The organism is Microbacterium halotolerans (assembly GCF_003569805.1).
GTDB lineage: Bacteria > Actinomycetota > Actinomycetes > Actinomycetales > Microbacteriaceae > Microbacterium > Microbacterium halotolerans.
The window spans coordinates 1,970,596-1,993,909 of the sequence record NZ_KZ984051.1 but is presented as its reverse complement, the minus strand read 5'-3'; the positions used below and the strand labels follow the sequence as shown (position 1 = coordinate 1,993,909).

Below are 23,314 nucleotides of genomic sequence, written 5' to 3'. Positions count from 1 at the left end.
GGGAGACTGTCACCATGGTCGACACCACGGGGCGGCTCATGCTGCTCGACACCGCAGCACTGTACTTCAGAGCGTTCTTCGGCGTTCCCGATCGGTTCCGCGCCCCGGACGGCACGGCCGTGAACGCGGCACGGGGCCTGCTCGACATGATCGCTCGGCTCGTCGAAACCTACGAGCCCGACCGCATCGTCGCATGCTGGGACGACGACTGGCGCCCCGCGTGGCGCGTCGAGCTGATCCCCACCTACAAGGCGCACCGCGTCGTCGAAGAGGTCGCCGGCGCTCCGGATGTGGAGGAGACGCCGGACGCGCTGCGCGCCCAGGTGCCCATCATCCGGGAGTATCTGGGCCTGCTCGGCATCCCCGTCATCGGCGCGGCCGAGCATGAGGCCGACGACGTCATCGGCACACTCGCGACGCGCCAGGAGCACGTCGACGTCATCACGGGAGACCGAGACCTGTTCCAGCTCGTCGACGATGCCAGGGATGTGCGCATCATCTACACCGCGCGCGGCATGAGCAATCTCGAAGTCGTCACCGGAGACGTCATCGAGACGAAGTACGGCATCACCGCCGCGCAGTACGCCGATTTCGCGACCATGCGCGGCGACTCCTCAGATGGCCTCCCCGGTGTCAAGGGCGTCGGAGACAAGACCGCGGCGGCACTGCTGCAGCAGCACGGGGGCATCGGCGCGATCCGGCAGGCCGCCGCGGCGGAGGCCGGTATGACACCTGCCGTGGCGAAGAAGATCGCCGCCGCCGCCGACTACCTCGACGCCGCACCGCGGGTCGTCGCGGTGGCTCGTGATCTCGACCTTGAGGAGCCTGTGCCAGGCGCGCCCGACCGCACGGCCGCCGAGGCGTTCGCCGAGCACTGGGGTGTCGAATCGTCGATGCGACGCGCTCTCGACGCGCTGGAGCAGGAGTTCCTCAACGACGCCCAAGGGCGATCAGCGCCGCCGCCAGCGACACGGTGAACAGCACCGCCAACCCGAGCGTGAACGTCAGCGTCGCAGTCCAGGTGCCCGTCGCATCGTGCAGCTGCGCTGCGATCGGAGCCCCGAGTGTGCCCGCGACGTACGCGATGCCCTGAACCGTGGCCGACGCGGTCGCTGCCTCTGCGTCCGAGCGCACCGACCGCACCAGCACCGTGAACACGACCACGAAACCGCCGGCCTGTGCGACACCGCCGATCGACGCCCACAGCAGATAGAGATCCGGGACGAGGAGAAGCCCGACGGACAGCACGATCCAGCCGACCGCCACCGTCATCGCGGGCACCACGATCGGGAAGAACCGCGCCAGCAGCGGCACCAGGAAGGCGCCGGCGATCGCTGTCGCCTGGAACATCGACGCAAGCGCGCCCGCCGCCGTGGGCTCGGCACCCGTGAGGTCGGCCGCGATGGACGGAAGCCATGTCGACAGCGCGTAGTAGCCGGCAGACTGTCCGGCGAAGGCAGCGGTGAGCAGCCAGACGACGGGGTTGCGCAGGGCGCCGCGGTTCCGTCCGACGACCGGCACCGGTCCGGTCATCGCGATCGATTCCTCCGTGCCGCGGCTCACCGTCTGCGACGAGCGCGTGCCCTGTTCGACCCAGGACATGCCGGGCAGACGGTCGCGTACCAGATGCACGCCCCACAGCACGATGCCCGCGATGGTGAGAATGCTCCATGCGATGAGCGCCAACGGCCATCCGGTGCGATCGGCGATCGGCACGGTGCCGAGGGTCACCAGCAGCGACCCCAGGTTCATCATGGCGGCGTATGCGGCGGTGACCGTCGGCACGCTGCGGTCCGGCACATCGCGGCGGATGATCACGGGGATCACGACGTTGCCTATCGTGATCGTGGCCCCCATGATCGCCGTTCCGACGAGCATCGCGGTGAAGTCCGGTGCGGCACGGACGAGCGTGCCTATCACGACGCCGACGAGGCACACCAGCACGGCGATCTCCGGGCCCGCACGGCGCACGACGAGCGAGGCCGCCGGCGTCGCGATGGCGAACATCGCCACGGCGACGGTCATCAGCATCGACCCCGACGTCGCGTCGATCCCGAGATCGGCGACGATGTCGCGCAGTACGGGTGAGATCGCGAGAATAGGAGCGCGCAGACTCAGCGCGGCGATCAGGACCCCGGCGACGACCAGCCAGGGGAAGGAACGACGAAAGACGGGCGCTGCGCCCGTCACCGCGCCCCCGCAGCGCTCGATGCCTCGACCCACGCCGCCAGACGCCCCTCGGCGCGACCGTCGTCGACAGCAGCCGCCGCCTCGTCCCTCGCCTCCACCAGACGCTCGATCATGTTCCGCTGCGCCTGCGACGGGTCGTGGGAAAGCCGGTAGGCCACGACGCCTGCCGCAGCGTTGAGCAGCACGATGTCACGGACCGCCCCCTGCTCCCCCGCGAGCGTGCGACGCAGCACGTCGGCGTTGTGCGCCGCGTCCCCGCCGCGGAGATCGTCGAGCTCTGCCGTCGGAATGCCCAGGTCACGCGGATGCACGTCGAAGGCGTGCTCGTCGCCGTTCGAGATCTGCCAGATGCGGCTGTAGCCCGTGGTGGTCAGCTCGTCGAGCCCGTCCTCACCGCGGAACACCAGTGCCGTCGCCCCGCGCGTGCGGAACACGCCGGCGATCAGCGGCACGACATCCGGGTTCGCCACGCCGACGGCGTTCGCCTCCGCTCTGGCGGGGTTCACGAGCGGTCCGAGGAAGTTGAACACCGTCGGCACGCCGAGTTCCGCGCGCACGGGCCCGGCGTGCTTGAAGCCGGGATGGAAGGCTGCGGCCCACGCGAAGGTGATGCCCGCACGCTCCAGAACCTCCGCCACGCCATCCGGTGACAGCCTCAGGTCGACGCCGAGCCGGCTGAGCACGTCGCTCGCCCCCGACTTCGAGCTGACGGCGCGGTTGCCGTGCTTGACAACCGGAATTCCCAGCGCAGCGATCACGATCGCCGCGGTGGAGGAGATGTTGACGGTGCCGACGCGGTCGCCGCCGGTGCCGACGATGTCCAGCACATTCGGGTCGACGGGGAGCGGCACGGCGGCGTCGAGGATCGCGTCACGGAAGCCGATGATCTCCTCGACGGACTCCCCCTTCGCGCGCAGCGCCATCAGGAACCCGCCGAGCTGAGCGGGCGTCGCATCGCCCTGCATGACCTGGCGCATGGCCCATGTCGCCTCGGAAACGCTCAGGTCGCGTCCGTCGAGGACGGTCGTCAGGACATCCGACCACATGATCTCTTCAGCCATGCCACAAGCCTATCCGCCCGGATTCCCAGGCCTTTGCAAGCGCCGACTAAGGTCCCCCTCAGTCGGATCCGGGCCGGGTCGTGCCATCAGCATGCCGATTCATCGGACATAATGGTGGGGTGACATCCCCAGCTACGCATGCCCCGGCACTGAAAGTGAAGCGACCCGAACCGGTCGTTGTCGGCACGATCGTCTGGCTCGGAAGCGAAGTGATGTTCTTCGCTGGGCTGTTCGCGATCTACTTCACACTCCGCAGCACCAGCCCAGAGCTGTGGGAGCACGGCTCCAGCCTGCTCAACGTGCCGTTCGCCCTCATCAACACGATCATCCTGGTGCTGTCCAGTGTGACGTGCCAGATGGGCGTGTTCGCCGCAGAGAACGGCCGTCCGTTCCGCAGCGTCCAGGGCGGCAAGAAGCGGCTCGGCATGGTCGAGTGGTACTGGATCACGTTCGCGCTCGGCGCCGTCTTCGTGTCCGGTCAGGTCTGGGAGTACGCGCAGCTGGTCGCAGAGGGAGTGTCGATCGGGACAGATCCGTATTCCGCAGCGTTCTTCCTGACGACCGGGTTCCACGCCCTTCACGTCACTGGCGGGCTGATCGCCTTCCTGCTCACGATCGGCCGCGTCTACGCGGTGAAGAAGTTCCGACAGAAGGAGGAGACCACGGCGATCGTGGTGTCCTACTACTGGCACTTCGTCGACGTGGTCTGGATCGCGCTGTTCCTGGTCATCTACTTCCTCAAGTGAGAGAGCGAAAGCAGAAGCATCACATGGCACTGTTCACAAAGGGCCGCAGGACCGGCCGACGCAGCCCACTCGCAACCGCCGCGCTCATCGGCATCGGTCTGATCCTCTCCGGTGGCATCTACGCCGGTGCAACGGCCGCCGTCGCGGCGACGAGCGAGACCGCGCAGGTCGAATCCGCGCTCACGGTCGATGACGGCCAGAAGCTGTTCCAGGCGAACTGCGCTACCTGTCACGGCATGAACCTCGAGGGAACGGACAACGGCCCGTCACTGGCCGGCGTCGGCGAGCTCTCCGTCGAGTTCCAGATGTCGACCGGTCGTATGCCGCTGCAGATGCAGGGGCCGCAGGCCGAGATGAAGGAGCCGCAGTTCACCGAGGACCAGGTCCTCGCGGTCTCCGCTTTCGTGCAGTCAGTCGCTCCCGGCCCGACGTACCCGGATGCCGAGCTCCTCGACGGCGAGGGGGACGTGGCGAAGGGCGCAGAGCTCTTCCGCATCAACTGCGCCATGTGTCACAACGTCGGAGCGGCAGGTGGTGCGCTCACTGAGGGCAAGTTCGCGCCGAACATCTACGAAACCTCAGGACAGCACATCTACGCGGCCATGGTCACGGGGCCGCAGAACATGCCGGTCTTCAACGACATGAACCTCACTCCGGAGGACAAGCGCGACATCATTTCGGCGCTGCTCTACCAGCAGCAGGCTGAGGCTCCGGGCGGGTTCACACTCGGCTCGCTCGGCCCCGTCTCCGAGGGTCTCTTCGTGTGGATCTTCGGCATCGGCGGTCTGATCGCGGTCACGGTGTGGATCACGGCGAAGTCCAACTGAGTCATGACGAAAGAATCTACGAGGAGCACCATGGCACGCGACGGTGGCACTGAGGCGGTGAAGGGACCCGAGCCCTCCTCCGGCCTGGCGGTCAACGTCTCAGACCCGGCGCAGAACCCGGGTCTGCCGCCCCACAGGCAGCGGATGACGGACAAGGACCCGAAGGCGGAGAAGCGCGCGGTCCGCACGGTATATGCCCTGTTCTACCTGTCGGCCGCCGGCAGCCTGTGGGCGATGGCCGCCTACATGCTGTTCCCGATCGAGGACCAGGAGATGTCCTCGATCCACTACAACAACATGTTCATCGGGCTCGGCATCGCACTTGCGCTGCTGTCGATCGGCATTGCGGCCATCCACTGGTCCAAGACGCTGATGAACGACAAGGAGTACGTCGAGGAGCGCCACGACACGCGCGGCACCGAGGAGACACGCGCCGCTGTCGTCGAGTCCTTCAAGACCGCCGACGACGAGTCGGGCTTCGGCCGTCGCAAGATGATCCGCAACTCGCTGTTCGTCGCGCTCGGCGCGTCGATCCTGCCGGGCATCACGCTCTTCCGCGGGCTCGCACCGCACTCGTCGCCCGATCACCCGGAGGCCGGCGACCCGGTCGCGCTGCTGCACCACACCCTGTGGGATGAGGGCGTCCGGCTCGCACGCGACCCGGACGGCACGCCCATCAAGGCCTCAGAAGTCACCCTCGGCTCCGCGTTCCACGTCATCCCCGAGAGTCTCACGGAGCTCGACCACCACGACGGCAAGCTCAACGAGAAGGCCAAGGCGATGGTCCTCCTCGTCCGCCTGCTCCCCGAACAGCTGACCGAGCGCGAGGAGCGCAAGGACTGGTCGTACGACGGCATCGTCGCGTACTCCAAGGTCTGCACCCACGTCGGCTGCCCCGTCGCTCTCTACGAGCAGCAGACGCACCACCTTCTCTGCCCCTGCCACCAGTCGCAGTTCGACGTGTCGCACGAGGCGAAGGTCATCTTCGGCCCGGCCTCGCGCCCGCTGCCGCAGCTGCCCATCGCCGTCGACGACGAGGGCTACCTCGTCGCACGCAGCGACTTCGAAGAGCCCGTGGGCCCGACCTTCTGGGAGCGCCATTGAGTACCGCCACCGTTCACGAAGAAACGCGAAAGCCGGATGAGAAGCCGCTGGGCGGCCGCGTCGTCGGCGGCGTCGCGAACTACCTCGATGAGCGCACCAGCCTGTCCGGCCTCGTCAAGGCGCTCGGCCGCAAGGTCTTCCCCGACCACTGGTCGTTCATGCTCGGCGAGATCGCGCTGTGGTCGTTCGTCGTGGTGCTGCTGTCCGGCACCTTCCTGACCTTCTTCTTCGACGCCTCGATGGCCGAGACGACCTACCACGGCGCTTACCCGCTGATGAACGGCGTCGAGATGTCGGCCGCGATGGAGTCGACCCTCGCCATCAGCTTCGACCTGCGCGGCGGCCTGCTGGTCCGTCAGATCCACCACTGGGGCGCGCTCGTCTTCGTCGCAGGTATCGGCGTTCACATGCTTCGCATCTTCTTCACCGGTGCGTTCCGCAAGCCGCGCGAGCTGAACTGGGTGATCGGCTTCATTCTTTTCATCCTCGCGATGGCGCTCGGCTTCACCGGCTACTCGCTCCCCGACGACGTCCTCTCGGGCAACGGCCTGCGCATCATCGACGGCATGATCAAGGCCTTCCCGCTGATCGGCACATGGACCTCGTATCTGCTGTTCGGCGGCGAGTTCCCCGGCGACGCGATCGTGGGGCGCCTGTACGCGCTGCACATCCTGATCCTGCCGCTGATCCTGATCGCGCTCGTCGCTCTGCATCTGCTGCTGATGATCGTCAACAAGCACACGCAGTTCGCGGGCCCCGGCCGTTCCAACAAGAACGTCGTCGGCTACCCGATGATGCCGGTGTACATGGCCAAGATGGGAGGGTTCTTCTTCATCGTCTTCGGCGCGATCGTCCTGATCGCCTCACTTGTGCAGATCAACCCGATCTGGAACTACGGCCCATACGACCCCTCCCCCGTGTCCGCCGGCACGCAGCCCGACTGGTACATCGGCTTCGCCGACGGTGCGCTGCGTCTCGCGCCGCCGCACTGGGACATCCAGGTCGGCGACTTCACGCTCGCAATGGGCGTTCTCGCGCCCGTGATCGTGCTCGGCGTGTTCATCGTGCTCGTTGCGGTCTACCCCTTCATCGAAGGCTGGGTCACAGGCGACAAGCGCGAGCACCACATCGCCCAGCGCCCGCGCCACGCTCCGACTCGCACCGCGATCGGCGCCGCCGGCGTCTGGTTCTACGCGGTCCTGTGGGCGGCGGCGTCCTCGGACATCATCGCCACGCACTTCAAGCTCACGATGGAAGGCGTCATCCACGGCCTGCAGGCCGCGCTGATCCTCGGCACGATCATCGTGTACTGGATCACGAAGCGCATCTGCCTCGCGCTGCTGAAGAAGGATCGAGAGATCGTTCTGCACGGCTACGAGTCCGGCCGCATCGTGCGTCTGCCTGGCGGTGAGTTCCGCGAGGTGCACAAGCCCGTCGACGAGTACGAGCGCTGGAAGCTCATCCCGGATTCCGAGTACGAGCCCCTCATCGTGCGTCCGGATGACCAGGGCAGGATCCGCGGCAGCCAGAGGTTCCGTGCGGCGCTGTCGCGCTGGTTCTTCGAGGACCGCCTCGCCCCGCTCACCCAGACGGAGCTCGAGCACGCCGACGAGCACCAGCACCACGCGCTGGCCGAGTACGGCGCAGACCCGACGGACACCCCGCACTTCCGTCACGGTCAGCCCGAGATCACCGAAGGCGACGACAAGAAGTAGCCCGAAGCACGAAGGGCGCCCGTTCTCGTTCGAGAGCGGGCGCCCTTCTGCGTTCCCGAGACGGAGTACCTACGGCGCGGGAACGGGATGTGACGCTCGCGACGCGGGCTCCGGATGTGACGCCTCGGAGGACATTCCCTCGCTCGCTTCGCGAGCTCACGCCAAACCCGATGCCAGCCTCCGAAACGTCACATCCTGCGCCCGCTTCCAGCGTGCGTCGCGTTGGCACGGGCGCCGGTGCATTGCGCGAAGCGCAGCTCAGGAAGGATTCGGAGCGCAACCACGCTGGCTCTGATCCGGCGCTGGGAGGCGGCGCAGGACAGGAGGGTTCGGAGGCTGGCATCGGGTTTGGCGGGAGGAGCGAGCGCAGCGAGCGACGGGGGAATGTCCTCCGGACCCTCCTGTCCGGAGCCGACGGACGCTGCTCCTTATCCCGTCCGAAGCTTGCGTCTCGACCGTTCCCGCGAGCGGACTCCTCCTGCCGCCCCAGACAGCAGGAAGGCGTCGACCTCCGAGGAGATCGACGCCTTCGAAACGACTGCTCAGTCGTCTGTGGGGCGTTTGCGCCAGCGGATGCCCGCGTTGATGAAGGCGTCGATGTCGCCGTCGAAGACGTTGGAGGGATTGCCCGATTCGTGTCCGGTGCGCAGGTCCTTGACGAGCTGCTGGCCGTAGAGGAAGTAGGAGCGCATCTGATCGCCCCAGCTCGCCGTGATGGTTCCGGCGAGTTCCTTCTTCTTGGCAGCCTCTTCCTCCTTCTGCAGCAGGAGCAGGCGCGTCTGGAGCAGTCGCATAGCGGCCGCGCGGTTCTGGATCTGCGACTTCTCGTTCTGCATCGAGATGACGATGCCGGTCGGCATGTGAGTGATGCGCACGGCGGAGTCGGTCGTGTTGACGGACTGACCGCCGGGCCCTGACGAGCGGAAGACGTCCACGCGGATGTCGTTCTCCGGGATGTCGACTTCTTGTGCCTCCTCCATCACCGGAATGACCTCGACGGCCGCGAACGATGTCTGCCGCTTGTCGGCCGAGCCGAAGGGGCTGATGCGCGCGAGGCGGTGCGTCCCTGCCTCGACGGAGAGCGTTCCGTACACGTAGGGGGCATCGATCTCGAACGTCGCCGACTTGATTCCGGCTCCCTCGGCGTACGACGTGTCGAGCACCTTGGCGGAGTACCCGCGGCGCTCGGCCCAGCGCAGGTACATGCGCATCAGGATCTCGGCGAAGTCGGTGGCGTCGTCGCCGCCTGCGCCGGAGCGGATCGTCACGACCGCGCCGCGATTGTCGAACTCGCCGTCGAGCAGCGTCTGCACCTCAAGATCGCTGATCGTCTTCTCCAGCGCGGTGAGTTCACGCCGAGCCTCGTCTGCGGTCTCCGCGTCGTCCATCTCGACGGCGAGTTCGACCATGACCTCCAGGTCATCGATGCGCGACTCCGCCCGCTCGATCTTGCCGAGCTGCGCCTTGGAGTGGCTGAGGGCGCTGGTGACCTTCTGCGCGTTCTCCTGGTCGCTCCACAGATCCGGATCCGCGGCCCGGTCCTCGAGCCGTCCGATCTCCGCGCGAAGGGCGTCGGGGTTCACGACCTCTCGGATGTTCGCGAACGTGGAGCGCAGCGCCTGAATCTCGGCGGACAGATCAAGTTCAATCATGGCTTCCCCAGCCTACCCCGCTATTCCGGCGGTCGACGTTGCGCCCTCGGCCCTGCATCCGCTGAGGGTAATGTGAGATCGGTGAGCGCTTCCGGAACGTCCGTCCCCGATCCGGACGGCCGTTCGATTCTGATGAGGTTCGCGCCCATGATCTACGGGCCGACCGCGCTGTACTCCTTCGGACAGGGCGCTGTCCTTCCTCTGCTGCCCGTCATCGCGGTCGATCTCGGCGCGTCCCTCGCAGTCGCCGCTCTCGTACCAGCCGGCATCGTCGTCGGTCAGCTGTGCGGCAACATCCCCGCAGGGTGGTTGGTCTCGCGTGCAGGAGAGCGCCGCACGATGGTGCTCGCCGCGCTCGGCTCGATCCTCGGCTGCGTCGTGATGCTGCTCGCACCCGTATGGAGCGTGCTCGCGCTCGGCGCTCTGGCCGTCGGCTTCTTCGCCGCGGCGTTCGCGCTCGCCAGGCACACGTTCATGACCACGCGCGTGCCGATCAGGTTCAGAGCGCGCGCGCTGGCCACCCTCGGCGGCGCGTTCCGGCTGGGCGCGTTCTCCGGCCCGTTCGTCGCGGCCGGTCTGCTCGCGCTGTTCGGCGCGGAGCAGTCGAGCATCTGGTTCTTCGCGATCGTGCTGGTGTTCGTCGGCCTGCTCGTCACGTTCGGACCGGACCCGGAGGCCCGCTTCGCGTCAGGGCGAAACGGCAGGCGCGGCGCTTCCCGAGAAGTCGAGGACACGGGCGAACCCGTCACCGGATCGATCACGGTACCGGAGCGCACGGGCGTGTGGCGGACGATGTGGCGGTATCGCGCCGTGCTGTCGCGCCTCGGTGCCGCCGCGGCCTGTCTCGCCGCCGTGCGCGCGGCTCGCCAGTCGGTGCTCCCGCTGTGGGGCGTCTCGATCGGCCTCGATTCGCAGACGATCGCTCTGGTCGTCGGCGTCGCCGGGGCTCTCGACTTCGCGCTGTTCTATGTCAGCGGCCACATCACCGATCGCTTCGGGCGGCTGTGGGCCGTCGTTCCCTCCTCCCTCCTGATGGGGGCCGCGCTGGTGTGCCTGTCGCTGACGCACGATCTCGACAGCGCCGCGCTCTGGTTCGGCGTCTTCGCCATCGTCGTCGGCGTCGGCAACGGTCTCTCCAGCGGCATCCTGCTCACGTTGGGCGCCGACGTCGCTCCTGCGGAGGACCCAGCGGCCTTCCTCGGATCGTGGCGCACGCTGTCCGACGCCGGCGGCGCGTCGACACCGCTGATCGTCTCGGGAATCACTGCCGTGGCGTCCCTCTCCTTCGCCACCGCGATCGTCGGAGCGATCGGTCTGCTCGGCGCATTCGCATTCGTGCGCTGGGTACCGCGCTATGCGCCGGGCGGCACCGCCCCGGGCACGGATCCTGCGTGAATCAGTTCAGCACTGTGCGGCTCGTGGCCGTCGCCTCGATCTGAACGCCGCCCGGCACGAACGGCGAGACCAGGATCGGGTGCCAGACGTCGGCCACCGTCACTCTGGCGGAGACGCCGTCGGGAGTTCCCGATGAGACCAGCTCCGCTCCCCCGCCCGACGCGGCGACGACCGCCGTTGCCTGATCCGTGACCGAGGCATCTATGAGAACGGCGCGCGGCTCGTCTCCGACCAACTCGATCCGGAAGCCGTCTGCGCCGGCGAGCGCGGCGGAGTCGGCGAGAGAGTCGAGTCGCTTCTGCGCAAGATAGAGCGATGATGCGTTTGCGCAGACAAGGATGACCGCCAGCGCCAGCAGGACGTATCCCAGCGTGAGCAGCAGTGTGCTGCCCTGCTCGTCGCGGGTGATCCGGCGGTTCATCTGCCTGTCCAGAAGCGGGAGACCTTATGCGCGGCTGTCGCCTCGACGGGGATGCTCGTGAGGGAGTCGAAGCCCAGTACGGAGGGGACGAACGGCAGGTCCACCTCCGCTCGAACGGTGAGCAGCACAATCGAACCTGCGTCCGGACACACGCCGGTTTCGGGCAGGCAGCTCATCGACACATCGAGCGTCGCCGCGTCGATGTCGTACTGCTGGGCGACCTGCGCCACGGCCGCTGCGGGGTCGGTGTCCGGCCCGCTCGCGATCGTGCGTGCCGCGAATCGCGCCGCCGCCTCCGCTCCGAGCGTCTGCGACTGCACCGTTGCGAGCGCGATCACGAGATACGCGAGAGGCACGAGCATCAGCACGCCCACGGCGACGAACTCGAGCGACGCGGAGCCCTGTTCCGAAGCGGAGAGCGGATCGCGATCCTCATTCGAACGATTCCAAGGGCGCATGCGCCGTCACCTCCAATCCGTTCGGTGCACCGAGAAGACCGACAAGCGGCAGCGTCGCCGTCACCGTGACGACCGCTGAGTCGACGCCGGAGACGACGACCGTGCTCGCGCTGACCTCGTGGTCGTACGCGCCACCGACCCCACGGCTGATCAGCTCAGCGGCGCGGTCCGCGCCCGATCCCAGCTCGGTGTCGGCGAGAGCCGCGTAGTAGGCGCCTTCCACCGCCGCGTCGTGCGCGACATTCCGCACGTAGAGCGCGAAGCCGAGCTGCAGCACGGCGAGTGTGAGGGTCGTGAGCAGGGCGCCGACGAGGATGAACTCCGTCACAGCCGAGCCCCGCTCCTCGGTCCATACCCCGTTCACGGCCTCAGATCACGCCGACGCTCGAGATCGCGCGCTCGAACAGCGCCGACAGCGCGGGCCCCGCGAGCACCCAGATGGTCACCACGAGGCCCGCGGTCATCAGCGTCACGAGAACCCAGCCCGGCACGTCCCCCGTCTCATCATCGATCACGCTCTCTCGTTCCCGCATCCCAACCCAGTCCGTCATTGTTCTTCTCCTCGAATCGTGTGCCTTCATCCGGTTCGCGTCCGTTCAGAACCCCACTCGCAGCATGGTGATGCCGGGTACCAGCGCGAAGACGACGCTGAGCGGCAGGATCGCGAAGACCAGCACCACGAGCATGCCGATCTCGCGCTTGCCCGCCTGCTCGATCAGCGACCGTTTCGCCTCTTCGCGCGAATCGCTCGCCTGCGCTTGCAGCGCCTGCGCGAGCGGCGCGCCGCGATCGATCGCGGCCACCAGATGGTCCACGGTGCGACCGAGCGCTGGCACGTCCGTGCGACGGGCCAGATCCGTCAGTGCCAGCGCGAGCGGGGCGCCGGTGCCGACCTCGACGACCACGCGACGCAGCTCCGCGGCGAGTTCCCCGCCTCCCAGATCGGACACTCGCCGGATGCTGTCCAGGATCCCCTCGCCAGCGGCGAGGCAGAGGGCGAGGAATTCCAGCACGGTCGGCAGCTCCTCCGCGATGCGGGCCGAGCGCGAGCGGGCCCTCGCTGTCAGAAGCGCGTCGCAGCCCAGCGCGCCCGTCGCGGCGCCCAGAAGCGGGAGCAGGATCGACGGCGGCGCGAAGCGTCCTGCCACCGCCAGCGCGACGACGATGAGCCCTCCGACCGCGCCGCCGACGAGACCCCACGCGAGCTGGCGGCCCCGGAACGCCGCGACATCGCCGGCAAGGCCTGCGCGTTCGAGCCTGCGCGCGATCGTGTCGGTGCCTCCCCACAGCGCGGACGCGCGCGTCTGTGCTGCCTGCCAGAGCATGTGCAGCACTCCGGCGAGCGCCGTTCCCGGGTCGCTTGCCCCTCCGGCGAGTGTCGTGCCGGCCGGGTCCGTGACATCGCGGATGTACGGGGCGATGCGGCGGTCGAGGGGCGCTGCGCCCCACCGGGGCATCACCGCCAGGAGCGTCCACAGGCCGGCGCCGAAGGCTCCTCCCAGCAGCACCGCGAGGGCGATGGCCGTCCACGCCGTCATGCGAACCACCGCTTCGGTTCCGGCAGGCGCCCTACGCGGATCATCAGGCGGTAGGCGACAACCGAGACCACGGCGCCGACGACGATCACCACGATGCCGAGACTGCTGGAGTACGCCTCAGCACCTTCCGGGCGGAGGGCGAGCATTCCGAGGATCGCCCACGGCGCGATCACGCCCAGCACGGCGGCGCCCTTCGTCCACGATTGGCGCGATTCGACTTCGCCGCGCACAGCGACGTCAGCCCGCACCGACGCGGACAGCGCACGCAGCACGGGAACGAGCTCGGTGCCGCCGACCTGCCTCGACATCCGCAGCGTCTCGACGATCCGGTCGGCGAGCGGGTCGGCGAGGGCGGACTTCAGCCGATCCACGCTCGATTCGAAGTGCCCGGATGCGGCCATGTCGCGTGCGAACTGCGCGAACGCGGGACGCAGCGTGTGCGGCGCCGACTCCGCGAGACTAGACACGGCATCCGGCAGTGCCATACCGGCACGCACCGACGCGATCAGCAGGTCGCACACATCCGGCCAGAGACCGCGTCGTGCCCGGATGAGCGAGGCGCGGCGCCCACGGAGCCAGACCACAGGAGCGAGACCGCCCGCGATCAGCGCCAGTGCCGCAAGCACAGGGATCGTCGTGACCAGCCAGGCGATCGCCGCCGAGACGATGCCTGCCGATGCGCAGCCGAGGTACAGCACCCGCGGCGCCGTCCGGGAGAAGCCTGCCGACTCGAGCAGACGTACTGCGCTGGAGTCTTCCGTCCGCTGTGGGACGCGATCGCCGGGCGGCCACAACCACGGTGCTGCGACCAGCAGCACCCCCGCTGCCAGCACGACGCCGAGCACGATCGTCATACCGCCGCGTCCCTCGACATCGGTTCGTGCCATATGTCGTCTGCTCGGTCCGCCTCGTACGGATGTGAACCGCGCCGGGCACGAGCGGCCGGTCGCGGACGCCGCCGCGGCGCTCGCCAGACGTGCTCGGTCTCGATTCTGTCGAGTCCGTGCTTTCCCGTCGGAGCGACGATCTCCGCGACGCGCCTCGACCCGTCGGCGAGGCGCTCGCAGTGCACGACGAGGTCGACGCTCTGCGCGATCGCCGGTGCGATGAACTCGCGGTCGATGTTGCGCCCGGCCAGCAGCGGCAGCATCGCGAGCTTGCCGAGCGCGTCGGCGGCCGAGTTAGCGTGCACTGTGGCAGCGCACGGCACGCCCGTGTTCAAGGCGAGCACCAGATCGAGCGCCTCTGCGTCGCGCACCTCGCCGACGACGATCCGGTCGGGCCTCATCCGGAGTGCCTCGCGCACGAGTCGGCGCAGCGTGATCTCCCCCGTGCCCTCCAGGCTGGGCTGGCGCCCCTGCATGGCGACCAGGTCGGGTGCGTCGACGGCCAGCTCGAAGGTCTCCTCGACGGTGACGATCCGATGCTCCGAAGGGCAGGCGTCGAGCAGCGCCGCGAGCATCGTGGTCTTCCCTGCGTGTGTCGCACCGGACACGATGATGCTGCGGCCTGAGGCCATGGCCTCACGCAGCAGCGACGCGGCTTCGATGTCGACCGAGCCTGCGTGCGCGAGATCCTCGAGGCTGCGGTAGGACGGCAGGAAACGCCGGATGTTCACCAGCCAGTTCTTCCTGGATACGTCCGGGATGACCACGTGCAATCGTGATCCATCCGGAAGTGATGCGTCGACGAGAGGCTGGCTGAGATCGACCCGTCGACCGGCGGAATGCAGCATGCGTTCGACGAGTTCGCGCACCTCGCTCTCGCTCAGGCGCAGCGGCAGGCGCTCGCTGCGCCCGTCGCGCGCCACGTAGATCCGGTCTGCCGCGTTGATCCAAAGCTCCTCGACCGTGTCGTCGGTGAGATAGGGCTCGAGGGGCCCATAGCCCGACAGCGCCGCGAGCACTTCCCGTTCGCATTCCGTCTCGTCGTCGATGGGCGCGAATCCGCGTGCCGAGGCGATGTCATTGTGGCGGCGCACTTCGACGCGGACCAGACGCCTGGTCGAATCCCCGTCGCGCGACGGATCGATGCTCTCGGCACGCAGACGCGCCCGGATGCGATCGGTCAGGTCAGCAGGAACGGCGCTCACGCCATCCTGTCTACTTCAGATCGCGTCGACCGTGCAGAAGTTATCCACAGGCAGGTCGTGCGCCTTTCGCCCCACGGTCATGGTGAGGCCACGTGATACTCTGCCCGCATGGGAAGTCTGATCATCACGTCGCTGATGGCGTGTGACCGCATGGTTCGCGACCGCCGCGCCTGACGGCGCGCTCGCCTACTCCGCATTTCGCGCGCCGTCCATCCGAGATTCCACTGCGCCTCGGATCGGCGACTTCTCGCATTCTGCGCTCGCCCCGTCTCGAGGCGCTCCGACTTCTCTTCTTGGAGCGCGACATGCCTCGTTCTGCCTCTGGCGGCCGACACGAACTCGGCCAGAACTTCCTTCACCACCGCCCAACCCTGCACCGCATCACATCGCTGGTCTCCGACACCTCCGGTGCCATACTCGAACTCGGCGCAGGTGACGGCGCGCTCACCGCGCGCCTCGCGCAGCTGAACCGCCCCGTCACGGCGATCGACATCGATGAGCATCGCGTTGCCAGGTTGCGCAGGTCGCTGCCGGGCGTCCGTGTCGACCACGCCGACGTGCTCGCGCACCCGCTCGCCGACCCGGTGATCGTCGGGAACCTGCCGTTCCATCTGACGACACCGATCTTCCGCCGATTGCTCGGCCGCCGGTCGTGGCGAACGGCGATCCTGCTGACGCAGTGGGAGGTCGCTCGCAAGCGCGCAGGAGTCGGCGGAGGCACGATGATGACGGCGCAGTCCGCGCCGTGGTTCGCATTCGACCTCGCCGGACGAGTGCCGTCGTGGGGATTCGCACCTCAGCCGAGCGTGGACGGCGGCATCATCCGGATCTCCAGACGCGACGAACCGCTGGTGCCCGACCACGAACGCAGCGCGTACACGTTCTTCGTCCGGAGCGTGTTCACGGGCAGGGGCGGTTCGCTCGGGACGCTCGTCTCACGCGCGGCCCGTGTCGACCGGAACCGCGCCGAACGCGTGCTGCGCGACGCGGGAGTGCACGGCGACGGACGCCCGCGCGATCTGCGCCCCGAGCACTGGGCGACCCTGTGGCGCGGCCTGCGGTGACCGTTCTATGCCCGTGAAGCGCGGATCGCATCGACGATGTGCGCAGCGCCGGCTTCGATGAGATCGAGGGTCTCTTCGAAGCCGGCGCGGTCGCCGAACCACGGGTCTGAGACGTCGGCGTCTCCCGCATCCGGCACGAACACCATCCAGAGCCGTGTCCGCGCTGGGTCCGCGCCGCGGCGGATCAGGGCGTCGCGGTGCTGCCTGGTCATCGCCAGGATCAGGTCGCCGGCGACGTCATCCGTGCCACCGACCCAGCGTGCCGTCCGCCGCGGCACCTCGTACCCTCGAGCGGCCAGCGCCTCAGCGGCACGCGGGTCGATCGGGTTGCCCGATTCCTCCGAGCTGATTCCGGACGAGACGACGTCGGAGTCGATCCCGCTCGCAGCCAGGCGCTCGCGCAGTACGACCTCTCCCATCGGCGAACGGCAGATGTTTCCTGTGCAGACCACGACGACCTTCGAAATGCTCACGTGCACCAGCCTACGAGTGCGGGACACCCGGTTGGTGCCGTGAACGGCCCCATAGAATGGACCCGCGCGGGCGTGGTGGAACTGGTAGACACGCAGGATTTAGGTTCCTGTGCCTCACGGCGTGCGGGTTCGAGTCCCGCCGCCCGCACTCACTTAGAAAACACTGGGATCACAAGGCATTTGACTGTAGCCACGCGCCGTCAAGTATGACGCACTAGACGCACTTTGGACACACTATTCTGAGGCGCCCCTGCTCGGATGCGTTCCCGGACGCGCCTGGCCGTGATCGGGTCGTGCCCCATCCCTTCGCCCGATGTCGCGGCACGATGCAGTAATACGTAGTACCTCGCCGACGCTAGTCCGAGGTCGTTGCGGATGAGATCTTCCTTCGCCCCAGAGTGGCGCGTGTGGGTAGCTTCGAATAGGAACGCTTCTGCTCGGCGTCTGGGCCGTGTCCATCGACCCGCCGTCGATCCTGCGCGACGGTCCTGATGCGTTCCCGCTCAAGGAAGTCGTGTCGATGGTGCAAGACGCGTTCGTTGCGATCGCCGCTGCATCTACGGTCGGCCTCATCGTCCTCACCGGTGTGCGGTCGATGACCCGATGAAAGTAGGAGCCACGCATGATCGGTGACGATGGGCCCGACGACGGCGCCCATCCCCTTCGCCCGGCCTGCGGTGTGACCATGCACCCCGAAAGCGAGGGTGACGAATGCCGGGAGTGCGGGTACCGGATCGAATGGCCCGCCGGTGAGCCTCCTGGGGACAGCAAGGGGATCCTGGAACTCGACGACTGGCGCTGAGCGTGGGTCGCCCTGTAATTGCCGCACAAGTTCTCGCAAGGACGACTTTCGTGAAATCGCGTGATGAAACCGACTTCCCGTGGTCTCACCAAATAGGGCGTACTCGACGCTCGGGGCGTAGTCACTGCGCTCGGGGAACGGCGGGTGGCGAATCGGTGCTGTATCTGAAGTCAGAGGCAAACCGCTTCTCCTCCCTCTGCGCCCGACTCGTAAGCACAAGCTCCAACCGAGAGACAGGAACCGAATGAGAAGCCAGAAACAGTCGAGGACGGTGACGGCGCTCACCGCGCTCGTCGCTGTGCTGCTCGGCGCTCTTGTGGGCGCAGCGCCGGCAACGGCTGCTCCGCCGTACGTGCAGGACGCTGACATCACGTCGATCGACTTCATAGAAGAGGAAGTCGAATCGGGGACTTCCGCGGAGCTGCGGGGGACGTGGAGCCTTCCAGACCACCCGGCGACGCCTGCCGGGTTCGCCATCGATCTCCCTGCGGAGTTGCAGGGACTGACGGACTCGTTCCCGCTGCTCGATCCGGAAGGCGAGCCGATGGGGCAGTGCACCGTCACGGCCACGCAGCTGTACTGCGATTTCGATAGCGCGTACCTGGAGGCACATCCTCGGAATCTCCAGGGCTCGTTCAACTTCTGGGTCGAGGTGACCACGGAGGTCACTGAGAACACTGAGGTGACGTATGAGATCGACGACCTCAGGACTTCCGTGACGGTGTCGCCTCCCGACAACGGCCCATGCCCGACTTGCGAGTGGAGCGGGTACGACAACTACAAGTTCGGCATGTACGACCGCGAGTCAGGCATCGTCGAATGGCACGTCGAGGTGGAGACACCACCCGAGGGGATGGACGGTGACCTTGCGGTCACGATCACTGATCTGGGCGGAGAAAACCTCGAGCTCATCTCAGAGGACACCTACCTGGGAGGCACGAACGAGTTCGACGAGAGCGGCTACCCGGACTGGTCGGCCAACGGCGTTCCTCGTGACAGCTACACCGTCTCCGATGACGGCTCGACGATCGACTTCACCACTCAGGAGGGGTGGGTCTACGTCGGAGTCTTCTACACGCGCGTGACCGACGGCGGAAAGGCCGGCACCTACACGAACGAGGCGACGATCGAGATCGAGGGCACCGAAACGGTCCTCGTAGAGAACGAGGTCACCCATCAGGGCGGCGGGGCCGACGGATCAGGTGACGGAGTGGGTGACTTCCAGATCACAAAGGAGGTGATCTGGAACAGCATGCCGATCGACGACATCACGTTCGACGGAACCTACACGGTGACCTCGCCGGACGAAGTCGTCACCGAAGGAGAGTTCACGATCGCGGACGGTGCAACGTGGACCAGCCCAGAGTTCGAGGAAGGTTCGCTCGTGCATGTCGAAGAGATCCTTCCGACACAACCGGCGAACATCGACTGGGCCGAACCGAGTCTCTCCGAAAATGACTTCGCCATCGAGGGTGGGGCAACTGTCGAGGTCACGCTCACCAACGAAGCCACCCTCGCAATGGGCTCGTTCTCGGCGTCCAAGGAGATCACCGGCGACGGGGCAGAGCTGGTGCCTGAGAACGCTGAGTTCACCCTTGAGTACAGATATGCGGCCGGCGAAGGATTCGAAGCAGGATCCGGAACTCTCGTGCTTCCCGCCGACGGTACGGTCGTCGGCTCAGACCCGCTCCCGGTGGGAGCGGAGCTCGCGCTCACGGAGGCGGCCCCGAGTGAAGTCGACGGAGCGACCTGGGGAACCCCGGAAGTGTCGCCAGAGACGCTCACGGTCGATCGCGACGAGATCGTGCACGTGACGGTGACGAACCCAATCACGGAGATTCCAGAGCCGTCGCCGGAGCCGAGTGACGAGTCAGACGAGCTCGCGGCAACGGGCACGGACATCGCGACTCCTCTGACGGGAGCGGCAATGCTGTCGCTCCTCGGCGGGGCACTCCTGATGACACTGCGCCGCCGCGCCAAGCAGTAGCAACCGCCAGCCGTCTCCTGCCCATTCACAGCTCAGGGCAGGAGACGGCCAGGTGCAAGGAAGCTCATTCACCTCGGCGCCTCTCTCCGGGGCAACGCTCCCCACCCGACGCTGCGTCTGACCGCACCCGACGCAATGTGAACGACGAGGAGCGCCCCTCCCAACCGAAGCCAGAAGGGGCGAATCTATGGGTTCGGTCATAGTCGTGCCTAGGCTTATAGGAAGTGAACATTCTAGGATCACGAAGGATGTCAACGGATCAGGGCGTATCGGACGCCAGCACGGGGGCATCTGATGAGCACGGTCAACGGAGCGATGTGGCACGGCACGAGGCGCTGCGATGTCACGTTGTGCATGCGTCGGACATGCCTTTCTTCGCCCGGCCGAGTCGCACGGGTCGACCGAGTACAGCGCGGACCACGGCACCGATAGGCTGAAGCGACAACCAGCCCTCGATTGTCAGAGGACTCGCGTGGGTCCCTCCGATACATGTCGCGATCGGGTGAACGGCGCTACGGCCGGGTTGCGTAGTTCCGAATGGCCGGTTCGTCCTTACAAGGCCAACCGAAGGAGCAGCCTGTCGTGATCGAAGACACCGATGCGCATCCATCGAGCCGCGCGACCGCCCACTCTGCGCCGGCCGCGGCTGCGGCGCCGGCGCTGATCCTCTGCCTCGCCGCTCCCGCCCTGTTCGTCTTCGAGATCGCCTGGCTGGGTTGGATCCTCGCCGCCGTGGCGCTCGTTCTAGCCTGGATCGTCGATCGTCGCACCGGCGTCACCTCGTTCCGGCGGGGCGGCGCTCCGAGCCTGCTGCGCGACCTGTCACTCATCGCGCTCGGGCTGATGATCGTCAGCGCCGTTCCGCTGGCGGCCGAGCTCCACGACACCGCCATGGTGCGGTTCACCCTGGCGCTCGGTGGCGCCGTTGTGCTGCCGTACCTCGTGTCGCGATTCGCCTACCGCGACCGCGCCATCCGGTTCCCGTGGCGCGCAGGCGGCCGCTGGCGCGCGGCGCAATGGGTGTGGCTCGTGGCGGTTCTCGTGCTCGGCTGGTTGATCCTGCCGTTCTACTTCATCACCAGCGGCGCCTATCAGAACTGGCCCGTCGTCGACTCACCCGACCTCATCACGCGGCTCTTCGTCGGCGTCGGGGCCGTCGGCATCTGGGACGAGCTGTTCTTCATCTGCATCACGTTCGTGCTGCTGCGCCGACACCTGCCGGACTGGGCGGCCAACGCGCTGCAGGCGATCGTGTTCGTGTCGTTCCTGTGGGAACTCGGCTACCGCGAATGGGCACCGGCGTTCACCATCCCGTTCGCGCTGCTGCAGGGCATCATCTTCCTGCGCACACGCTCACTCGGCTACATCGTCACGGTGCATCTGCTGTTCGACGCCGTCGTGTTCGCCGCACTCGTGCACGCTCACAACCCGGGCGTGCTCGACGCTGTGTTCCTCGTGCCCTGACGCCCTCCCGGCCCACGAGATGCGCACGTTTTCGACGAAACCACGTAGAAACCGGCGCATCTCGACGAGAAGTGCGCATCTCGGCAGCGGGGCACGGGGCGTCAGAGGGCGGCGAGGATCGGCTGGAGGTGCTCGAAGGCGCGGGCGCGGTGCGAAACGGCGTTCTTCTCCTCGGCGGCCAGCTCGGCGGCCGAACGGGTGTCGTCGTCCGGCACGAAGACGGGGTCGTAGCCGAAGCCTCCGTCGCCGCGGGGTTCGGTTGCCACCCGGCCGGGCCAGATGCCCTCGACCGTGCGCTCCTCGCCCTCCGGCGTCACGACCGCGATGACGGACGTGTAGTGAGCGCCGCGGTGCGGGTCTGTGACGTCGCCGATCTGGTCGAGCAGCAGATCGAGGTTCGCGGCGTCGTCCTTCTTGTGCCCCGCCCAGTATGCCGAGAACACACCGGGCGATCCGCCCAGCACGTCGACGCAGATGCCGGAGTCGTCGGCGAGCGCCGTCAGTCCCGTGTGCGCCGCAGCAGCGCGCGCCTTGATCAGTGCGTTCTGCGCGAAGGTGACACCGTCCTCCACCGGCTCCGGCCCGTCGTAGCCGATGACCTCGAAGTCGGGGCGCACACGCAGGACGATCTGCTGGAACTCCGCGATCTTGTGCGGGTTGTGCGTGGCCAGAACGATCTGCGTCATCGGCCCAGCGCGTCGTTCTGCAGGCGCGTCAGATCGGCGCAGCCCTTCGCGCCGAGGTCGAGCAGCCGATCGAGCTCCGACTTGTCGAAGGGCGCACCCTCCGCCGTGCCCTGCACCTCGACGAACTTCCCGGCCCCCGTCATCACGATGTTCATATCGGTCTCGGCTCGGGAGTCCTCCTCGTACGGCAGGTCGAGCATCGGCTCGCCGTCGATGATGCCGACCGAGATCGCGCTGATGCTGTCGGAGAGCGGCTTCGCATTCTTGGCCACGAACCCCTTCTCCCGGCCCCACTCGATCGCATCGACGAGCGCCACGTAGGCGCCGGTGATCGAGGCGGTGCGCGTGCCGCCGTCTGCCTGCAGCACGTCGCAGTCGAGCACGATCGTGTTCTCACCGAGAGCCTTGGTGTCTACGACGGCGCGCAGCGCGCGGCCGATCAGGCGCGAGATCTCGTGCGTGCGGCCGCCGAGCTTCCCCTTCACGCTCTCGCGTGTGGAGCGGTCGTTCGTCGCACGCGGCAGCATCGCGTACTCGGCGGTCACCCATCCGGTGCCCTTGCCCGTCAGCCAGCGCGGCACGCCGGATGTGAACGACGCAGTGCAGAGCACCTTCGTGCCGCCGAACGAGATCAGCGCTGAGCCCTCGGCCTGCGAGCTCCAGCCGCGTTCGATGGTGACGGGGCGCAGCTCGTCCAGGGCGCGGCCGTCCGCGCGGGTGATGTCGGTCATCTCGTCTCCTTGAGTCGCACCGGATGCTGCGGGCACGTACGCCCGGAGCATCCGGATGGGGTGGTTCAGTCTGCGGGAAGGTCGATCGCTCCGGTGCGCACGAGGCGCACGTCGCGCACCTCGCGCCCCAGGAGTCGGTTCGCGAGCGTCGTGAAGGCGGACGTGTCGGCTCCTGTGGCCTCGTACGCCAGCGTCGGCGCGGCATCCGGGCTCGCCAGCAGCTCGCGGCCGACCAGCTCGCGGTAGACGTCCTTGGCGGTCTCGCTGTCGCTCGAGACGAGCGACACATCCGGCCCCATCACGTAGCTGATCGCGCCCTTGAGGAAAGGATAATGCGTGCATCCGAGAACGAGCGTGTCGACGCCCGCGTCGCGCAGCGGTGCCAGGTACTCGTCGGCCGCTGCCAGCAGCTCCGCGCTGTCGGTGACGCCCGCCTCGACGAATTCGACGAATCGCGGACACGCGGCGGTGAAGACGTCGACGCCCGGGGCGACCGCGAGCATATCCTGATAGGCGCCCGAGCCGATCGTGCCCTCGGTGCCGATCACGCCGATCCGGCCGCGTCGCGTGGTCGCGATCGCCGTGCGCACCGCCGGGCCGATCACCTCGACGACGGGCACGTCGTACCGTTCGCGGGCGTCGTGCAGCACCGCGGCCGACGCCGTGTTGCACGCGATCACGAGCATCTTCACTCCCTGCTCGACGAGCGTGTCGAGCACCTCGAGCGAGTAGCGGCGCACGTCGGCGATGGGCTTCGGGCCGTAGGGCGAGTGCACCGTGTCCCCGATGTAGAGGATCGACTCGCGCGGCAGCTGATCGCCGACCGCCCTGGCGACGGTGAGACCGCCCACCCCGGAGTCGAAGATCCCGATCGGCGCGTCATTCACGCCTCTCAGCCTACGCGGTCC

Annotated in this window: 25 protein-coding genes, 1 tRNA gene and 1 pseudogene; 12 read left to right on the top strand and 15 right to left on the bottom strand. The window is 67.5% G+C overall.

The annotated features are described in order from the left end of the window. Positions 1-14: 14 nt before the first annotated feature. Positions 15-977 (top strand): 5'-3' exonuclease, encoded by a 963-nt coding sequence (locus DZG09_RS09250; protein WP_240423815.1) that lies wholly within the window; start codon positions 15-17, stop codon positions 975-977. On the opposite strand, the gene DZG09_RS09245 is transcribed toward DZG09_RS09250, so the two are convergent. Continuing rightward, the gene (locus DZG09_RS09245; protein WP_162893245.1) at positions 931-2,190 is read right to left on the bottom strand and encodes an MFS transporter; all 1,260 of its coding nucleotides are present in this window, start codon (positions 2,188-2,190) and stop codon (positions 931-933) included. The genes DZG09_RS09250 and DZG09_RS09245 overlap by 47 nt on opposite strands. Continuing rightward, positions 2,187-3,251, bottom strand: a complete 1,065-nt coding sequence (gene trpD / locus DZG09_RS09240) for an anthranilate phosphoribosyltransferase (protein ID WP_119697274.1) — start codon at positions 3,249-3,251, stop codon at positions 2,187-2,189. Before trpD ends, DZG09_RS09245 begins: the two co-directional genes overlap by 4 nt. Positions 3,252-3,370: 119 nt before the next feature. On the opposite strand from trpD, the gene ctaE reads away from it, so the two are divergent. From ctaE to qcrB, 4 genes are read left to right on the top strand one after another with little or no spacing between them, the layout of a single operon-like run. Then, entirely contained in the window at positions 3,371-3,997 is a 627-nt protein-coding gene (gene ctaE / locus DZG09_RS09235; RefSeq protein ID WP_276116158.1) for an aa3-type cytochrome oxidase subunit III, read from the top strand. A 23-nt stretch (positions 3,998-4,020) separates the two neighbouring features. Next, the gene (gene qcrC / locus DZG09_RS09230) at positions 4,021-4,824 is read left to right on the top strand and encodes a cytochrome bc1 complex diheme cytochrome c subunit (RefSeq protein ID WP_119697272.1); all 804 of its coding nucleotides are present in this window, start codon (positions 4,021-4,023) and stop codon (positions 4,822-4,824) included. 30 nt (positions 4,825-4,854) lie between these two features. Beyond that, entirely contained in the window at positions 4,855-5,928 is a 1,074-nt protein-coding gene (qcrA, locus tag DZG09_RS09225; protein WP_119697271.1) for a cytochrome bc1 complex Rieske iron-sulfur subunit, read from the top strand. Next, positions 5,925-7,643 carry a cytochrome bc1 complex cytochrome b subunit gene (qcrB, locus tag DZG09_RS09220; RefSeq protein ID WP_119697270.1) on the top strand — a complete coding sequence of 573 codons (1,719 nt, stop codon included), beginning with the start codon at positions 5,925-5,927 and terminating at the stop codon, positions 7,641-7,643. Before qcrA ends, qcrB begins: the two co-directional genes overlap by 4 nt. 542 nt (positions 7,644-8,185) lie before the next feature. On the opposite strand, the gene prfB is transcribed toward qcrB, so the two are convergent. Beyond that, complete coding sequence (prfB, locus tag DZG09_RS09215; protein WP_119697269.1) at positions 8,186-9,295, bottom strand: peptide chain release factor 2; 1,110 nt, start codon at positions 9,293-9,295, stop codon at positions 8,186-8,188. A 147-nt stretch (positions 9,296-9,442) separates the two neighbouring features. On the opposite strand from prfB, the gene DZG09_RS09210 reads away from it, so the two are divergent. Further along, complete coding sequence (locus DZG09_RS09210; RefSeq protein ID WP_119697484.1) at positions 9,443-10,690, top strand: MFS transporter; 1,248 nt, start codon at positions 9,443-9,445, stop codon at positions 10,688-10,690. 1 nt (position 10,691) lies between these two features. Here the strand turns inward: DZG09_RS09210 and DZG09_RS09205 are convergent, their stop codons facing one another. The 7 genes from DZG09_RS09205 to DZG09_RS09175 are packed head-to-tail and all read right to left on the bottom strand — an operon-like array spanning position 10,692 to position 15,199. Continuing rightward, positions 10,692-11,111, bottom strand: coding sequence for a pilus assembly protein TadG-related protein (locus DZG09_RS09205; protein WP_119697268.1), 420 nt, complete (start codon positions 11,109-11,111; stop codon positions 10,692-10,694). Further along, positions 11,108-11,569, bottom strand: coding sequence for a TadE family protein (locus DZG09_RS09200; protein ID WP_119697267.1), 462 nt, complete (start codon positions 11,567-11,569; stop codon positions 11,108-11,110). The genes DZG09_RS09205 and DZG09_RS09200 overlap by 4 nt, the downstream gene beginning before the upstream one ends. Then, entirely contained in the window at positions 11,544-11,897 is a 354-nt protein-coding gene (locus DZG09_RS09195) for a TadE/TadG family type IV pilus assembly protein (RefSeq protein WP_240423813.1), read from the bottom strand. Before DZG09_RS09195 ends, DZG09_RS09200 begins: the two co-directional genes overlap by 26 nt. A gap of 40 nt (positions 11,898-11,937) precedes the next feature. Then, positions 11,938-12,120, bottom strand: a complete 183-nt coding sequence (locus DZG09_RS09190) for a hypothetical protein (RefSeq protein WP_119697265.1) — start codon at positions 12,118-12,120, stop codon at positions 11,938-11,940. Between the two features lie 45 nt (positions 12,121-12,165). Beyond that, positions 12,166-13,107, bottom strand: a complete 942-nt coding sequence (locus tag DZG09_RS09185) for a type II secretion system F family protein (RefSeq protein WP_119697264.1) — start codon at positions 13,105-13,107, stop codon at positions 12,166-12,168. Beyond that, positions 13,104-13,994, bottom strand: a complete 891-nt coding sequence (locus DZG09_RS09180) for a type II secretion system F family protein (protein WP_338039991.1) — start codon at positions 13,992-13,994, stop codon at positions 13,104-13,106. Before DZG09_RS09180 ends, DZG09_RS09185 begins: the two co-directional genes overlap by 4 nt. Then, a complete protein-coding gene (locus DZG09_RS09175) occupies positions 13,958-15,199 on the bottom strand; it encodes a TadA family conjugal transfer-associated ATPase (protein ID WP_240423811.1) in 1,242 nt (413 codons plus the stop codon). Before DZG09_RS09175 ends, DZG09_RS09180 begins: the two co-directional genes overlap by 37 nt. A 305-nt stretch (positions 15,200-15,504) precedes the next feature. Between DZG09_RS09175 and erm the strand changes: the two genes are divergently transcribed. Next, positions 15,505-16,263 carry a 23S ribosomal RNA methyltransferase Erm gene (gene erm, locus DZG09_RS09170; protein WP_119697263.1) on the top strand — a complete coding sequence of 253 codons (759 nt, stop codon included), beginning with the start codon at positions 15,505-15,507 and terminating at the stop codon, positions 16,261-16,263. Between the two features lie 5 nt (positions 16,264-16,268). Here the strand turns inward: erm and DZG09_RS09165 are convergent, their stop codons facing one another. Continuing rightward, on the bottom strand, positions 16,269-16,736 hold the full coding sequence (locus tag DZG09_RS09165) for an arsenate reductase/protein-tyrosine-phosphatase family protein (RefSeq protein ID WP_240423809.1): 468 nt from the start codon (positions 16,734-16,736) through the stop codon (positions 16,269-16,271). A 66-nt stretch (positions 16,737-16,802) separates the two neighbouring features. On the opposite strand from DZG09_RS09165, the gene DZG09_RS09160 reads away from it, so the two are divergent. Next, a tRNA-Leu gene (locus DZG09_RS09160) sits at positions 16,803-16,884 on the top strand. A 52-nt stretch (positions 16,885-16,936) separates the two neighbouring features. On the opposite strand, the pseudogene DZG09_RS09155 reads toward DZG09_RS09160, so the two are convergent. Further along, positions 16,937-17,167, bottom strand: a pseudogene (locus DZG09_RS09155) (DUF3263 domain-containing protein); the annotation flags it as partial. A gap of 20 nt (positions 17,168-17,187) precedes the next feature. On the opposite strand from DZG09_RS09155, the gene DZG09_RS16585 reads away from it, so the two are divergent. The 4 genes from DZG09_RS16585 to DZG09_RS09140 all read left to right on the top strand — a co-directional run bounded on the left by DZG09_RS16585 (position 17,188) and on the right by DZG09_RS09140 (position 20,989). Beyond that, positions 17,188-17,343, top strand: a complete 156-nt coding sequence (locus DZG09_RS16585; RefSeq protein WP_162893244.1) for a hypothetical protein — start codon at positions 17,188-17,190, stop codon at positions 17,341-17,343. Positions 17,344-17,358: 15 nt separating this feature from the next. Further along, positions 17,359-17,538: a hypothetical protein gene (locus DZG09_RS09150; protein WP_119697262.1), complete on the top strand. Its 180-nt coding sequence runs from the start codon at positions 17,359-17,361 to the stop codon at positions 17,536-17,538. 244 nt (positions 17,539-17,782) lie between these two features. Further along, the gene (locus DZG09_RS09145) at positions 17,783-19,525 is read left to right on the top strand and encodes a DUF5979 domain-containing protein (protein WP_119697480.1); all 1,743 of its coding nucleotides are present in this window, start codon (positions 17,783-17,785) and stop codon (positions 19,523-19,525) included. Positions 19,526-20,107: 582 nt separating this feature from the next. Then, positions 20,108-20,989: a CPBP family intramembrane glutamic endopeptidase gene (locus DZG09_RS09140; RefSeq protein ID WP_420845897.1), complete on the top strand. Its 882-nt coding sequence runs from the start codon at positions 20,108-20,110 to the stop codon at positions 20,987-20,989. A gap of 101 nt (positions 20,990-21,090) precedes the next feature. Here DZG09_RS09140 and rdgB read toward each other — a convergent pair whose 3' ends face one another. From rdgB to murI, 3 genes are all read right to left on the bottom strand, one after another. Continuing rightward, positions 21,091-21,675: an RdgB/HAM1 family non-canonical purine NTP pyrophosphatase gene (gene rdgB, locus DZG09_RS09135; RefSeq protein ID WP_119697261.1), complete on the bottom strand. Its 585-nt coding sequence runs from the start codon at positions 21,673-21,675 to the stop codon at positions 21,091-21,093. Continuing rightward, positions 21,672-22,406, bottom strand: coding sequence for a ribonuclease PH (gene rph / locus DZG09_RS09130; protein ID WP_119697260.1), 735 nt, complete (start codon positions 22,404-22,406; stop codon positions 21,672-21,674). The genes rdgB and rph overlap by 4 nt, the downstream gene beginning before the upstream one ends. 65 nt (positions 22,407-22,471) lie before the next feature. Next, on the bottom strand, positions 22,472-23,293 hold the full coding sequence (murI, locus tag DZG09_RS09125; protein WP_119697259.1) for a glutamate racemase: 822 nt from the start codon (positions 23,291-23,293) through the stop codon (positions 22,472-22,474). Positions 23,294-23,314: the final 21 nt, after the last annotated feature.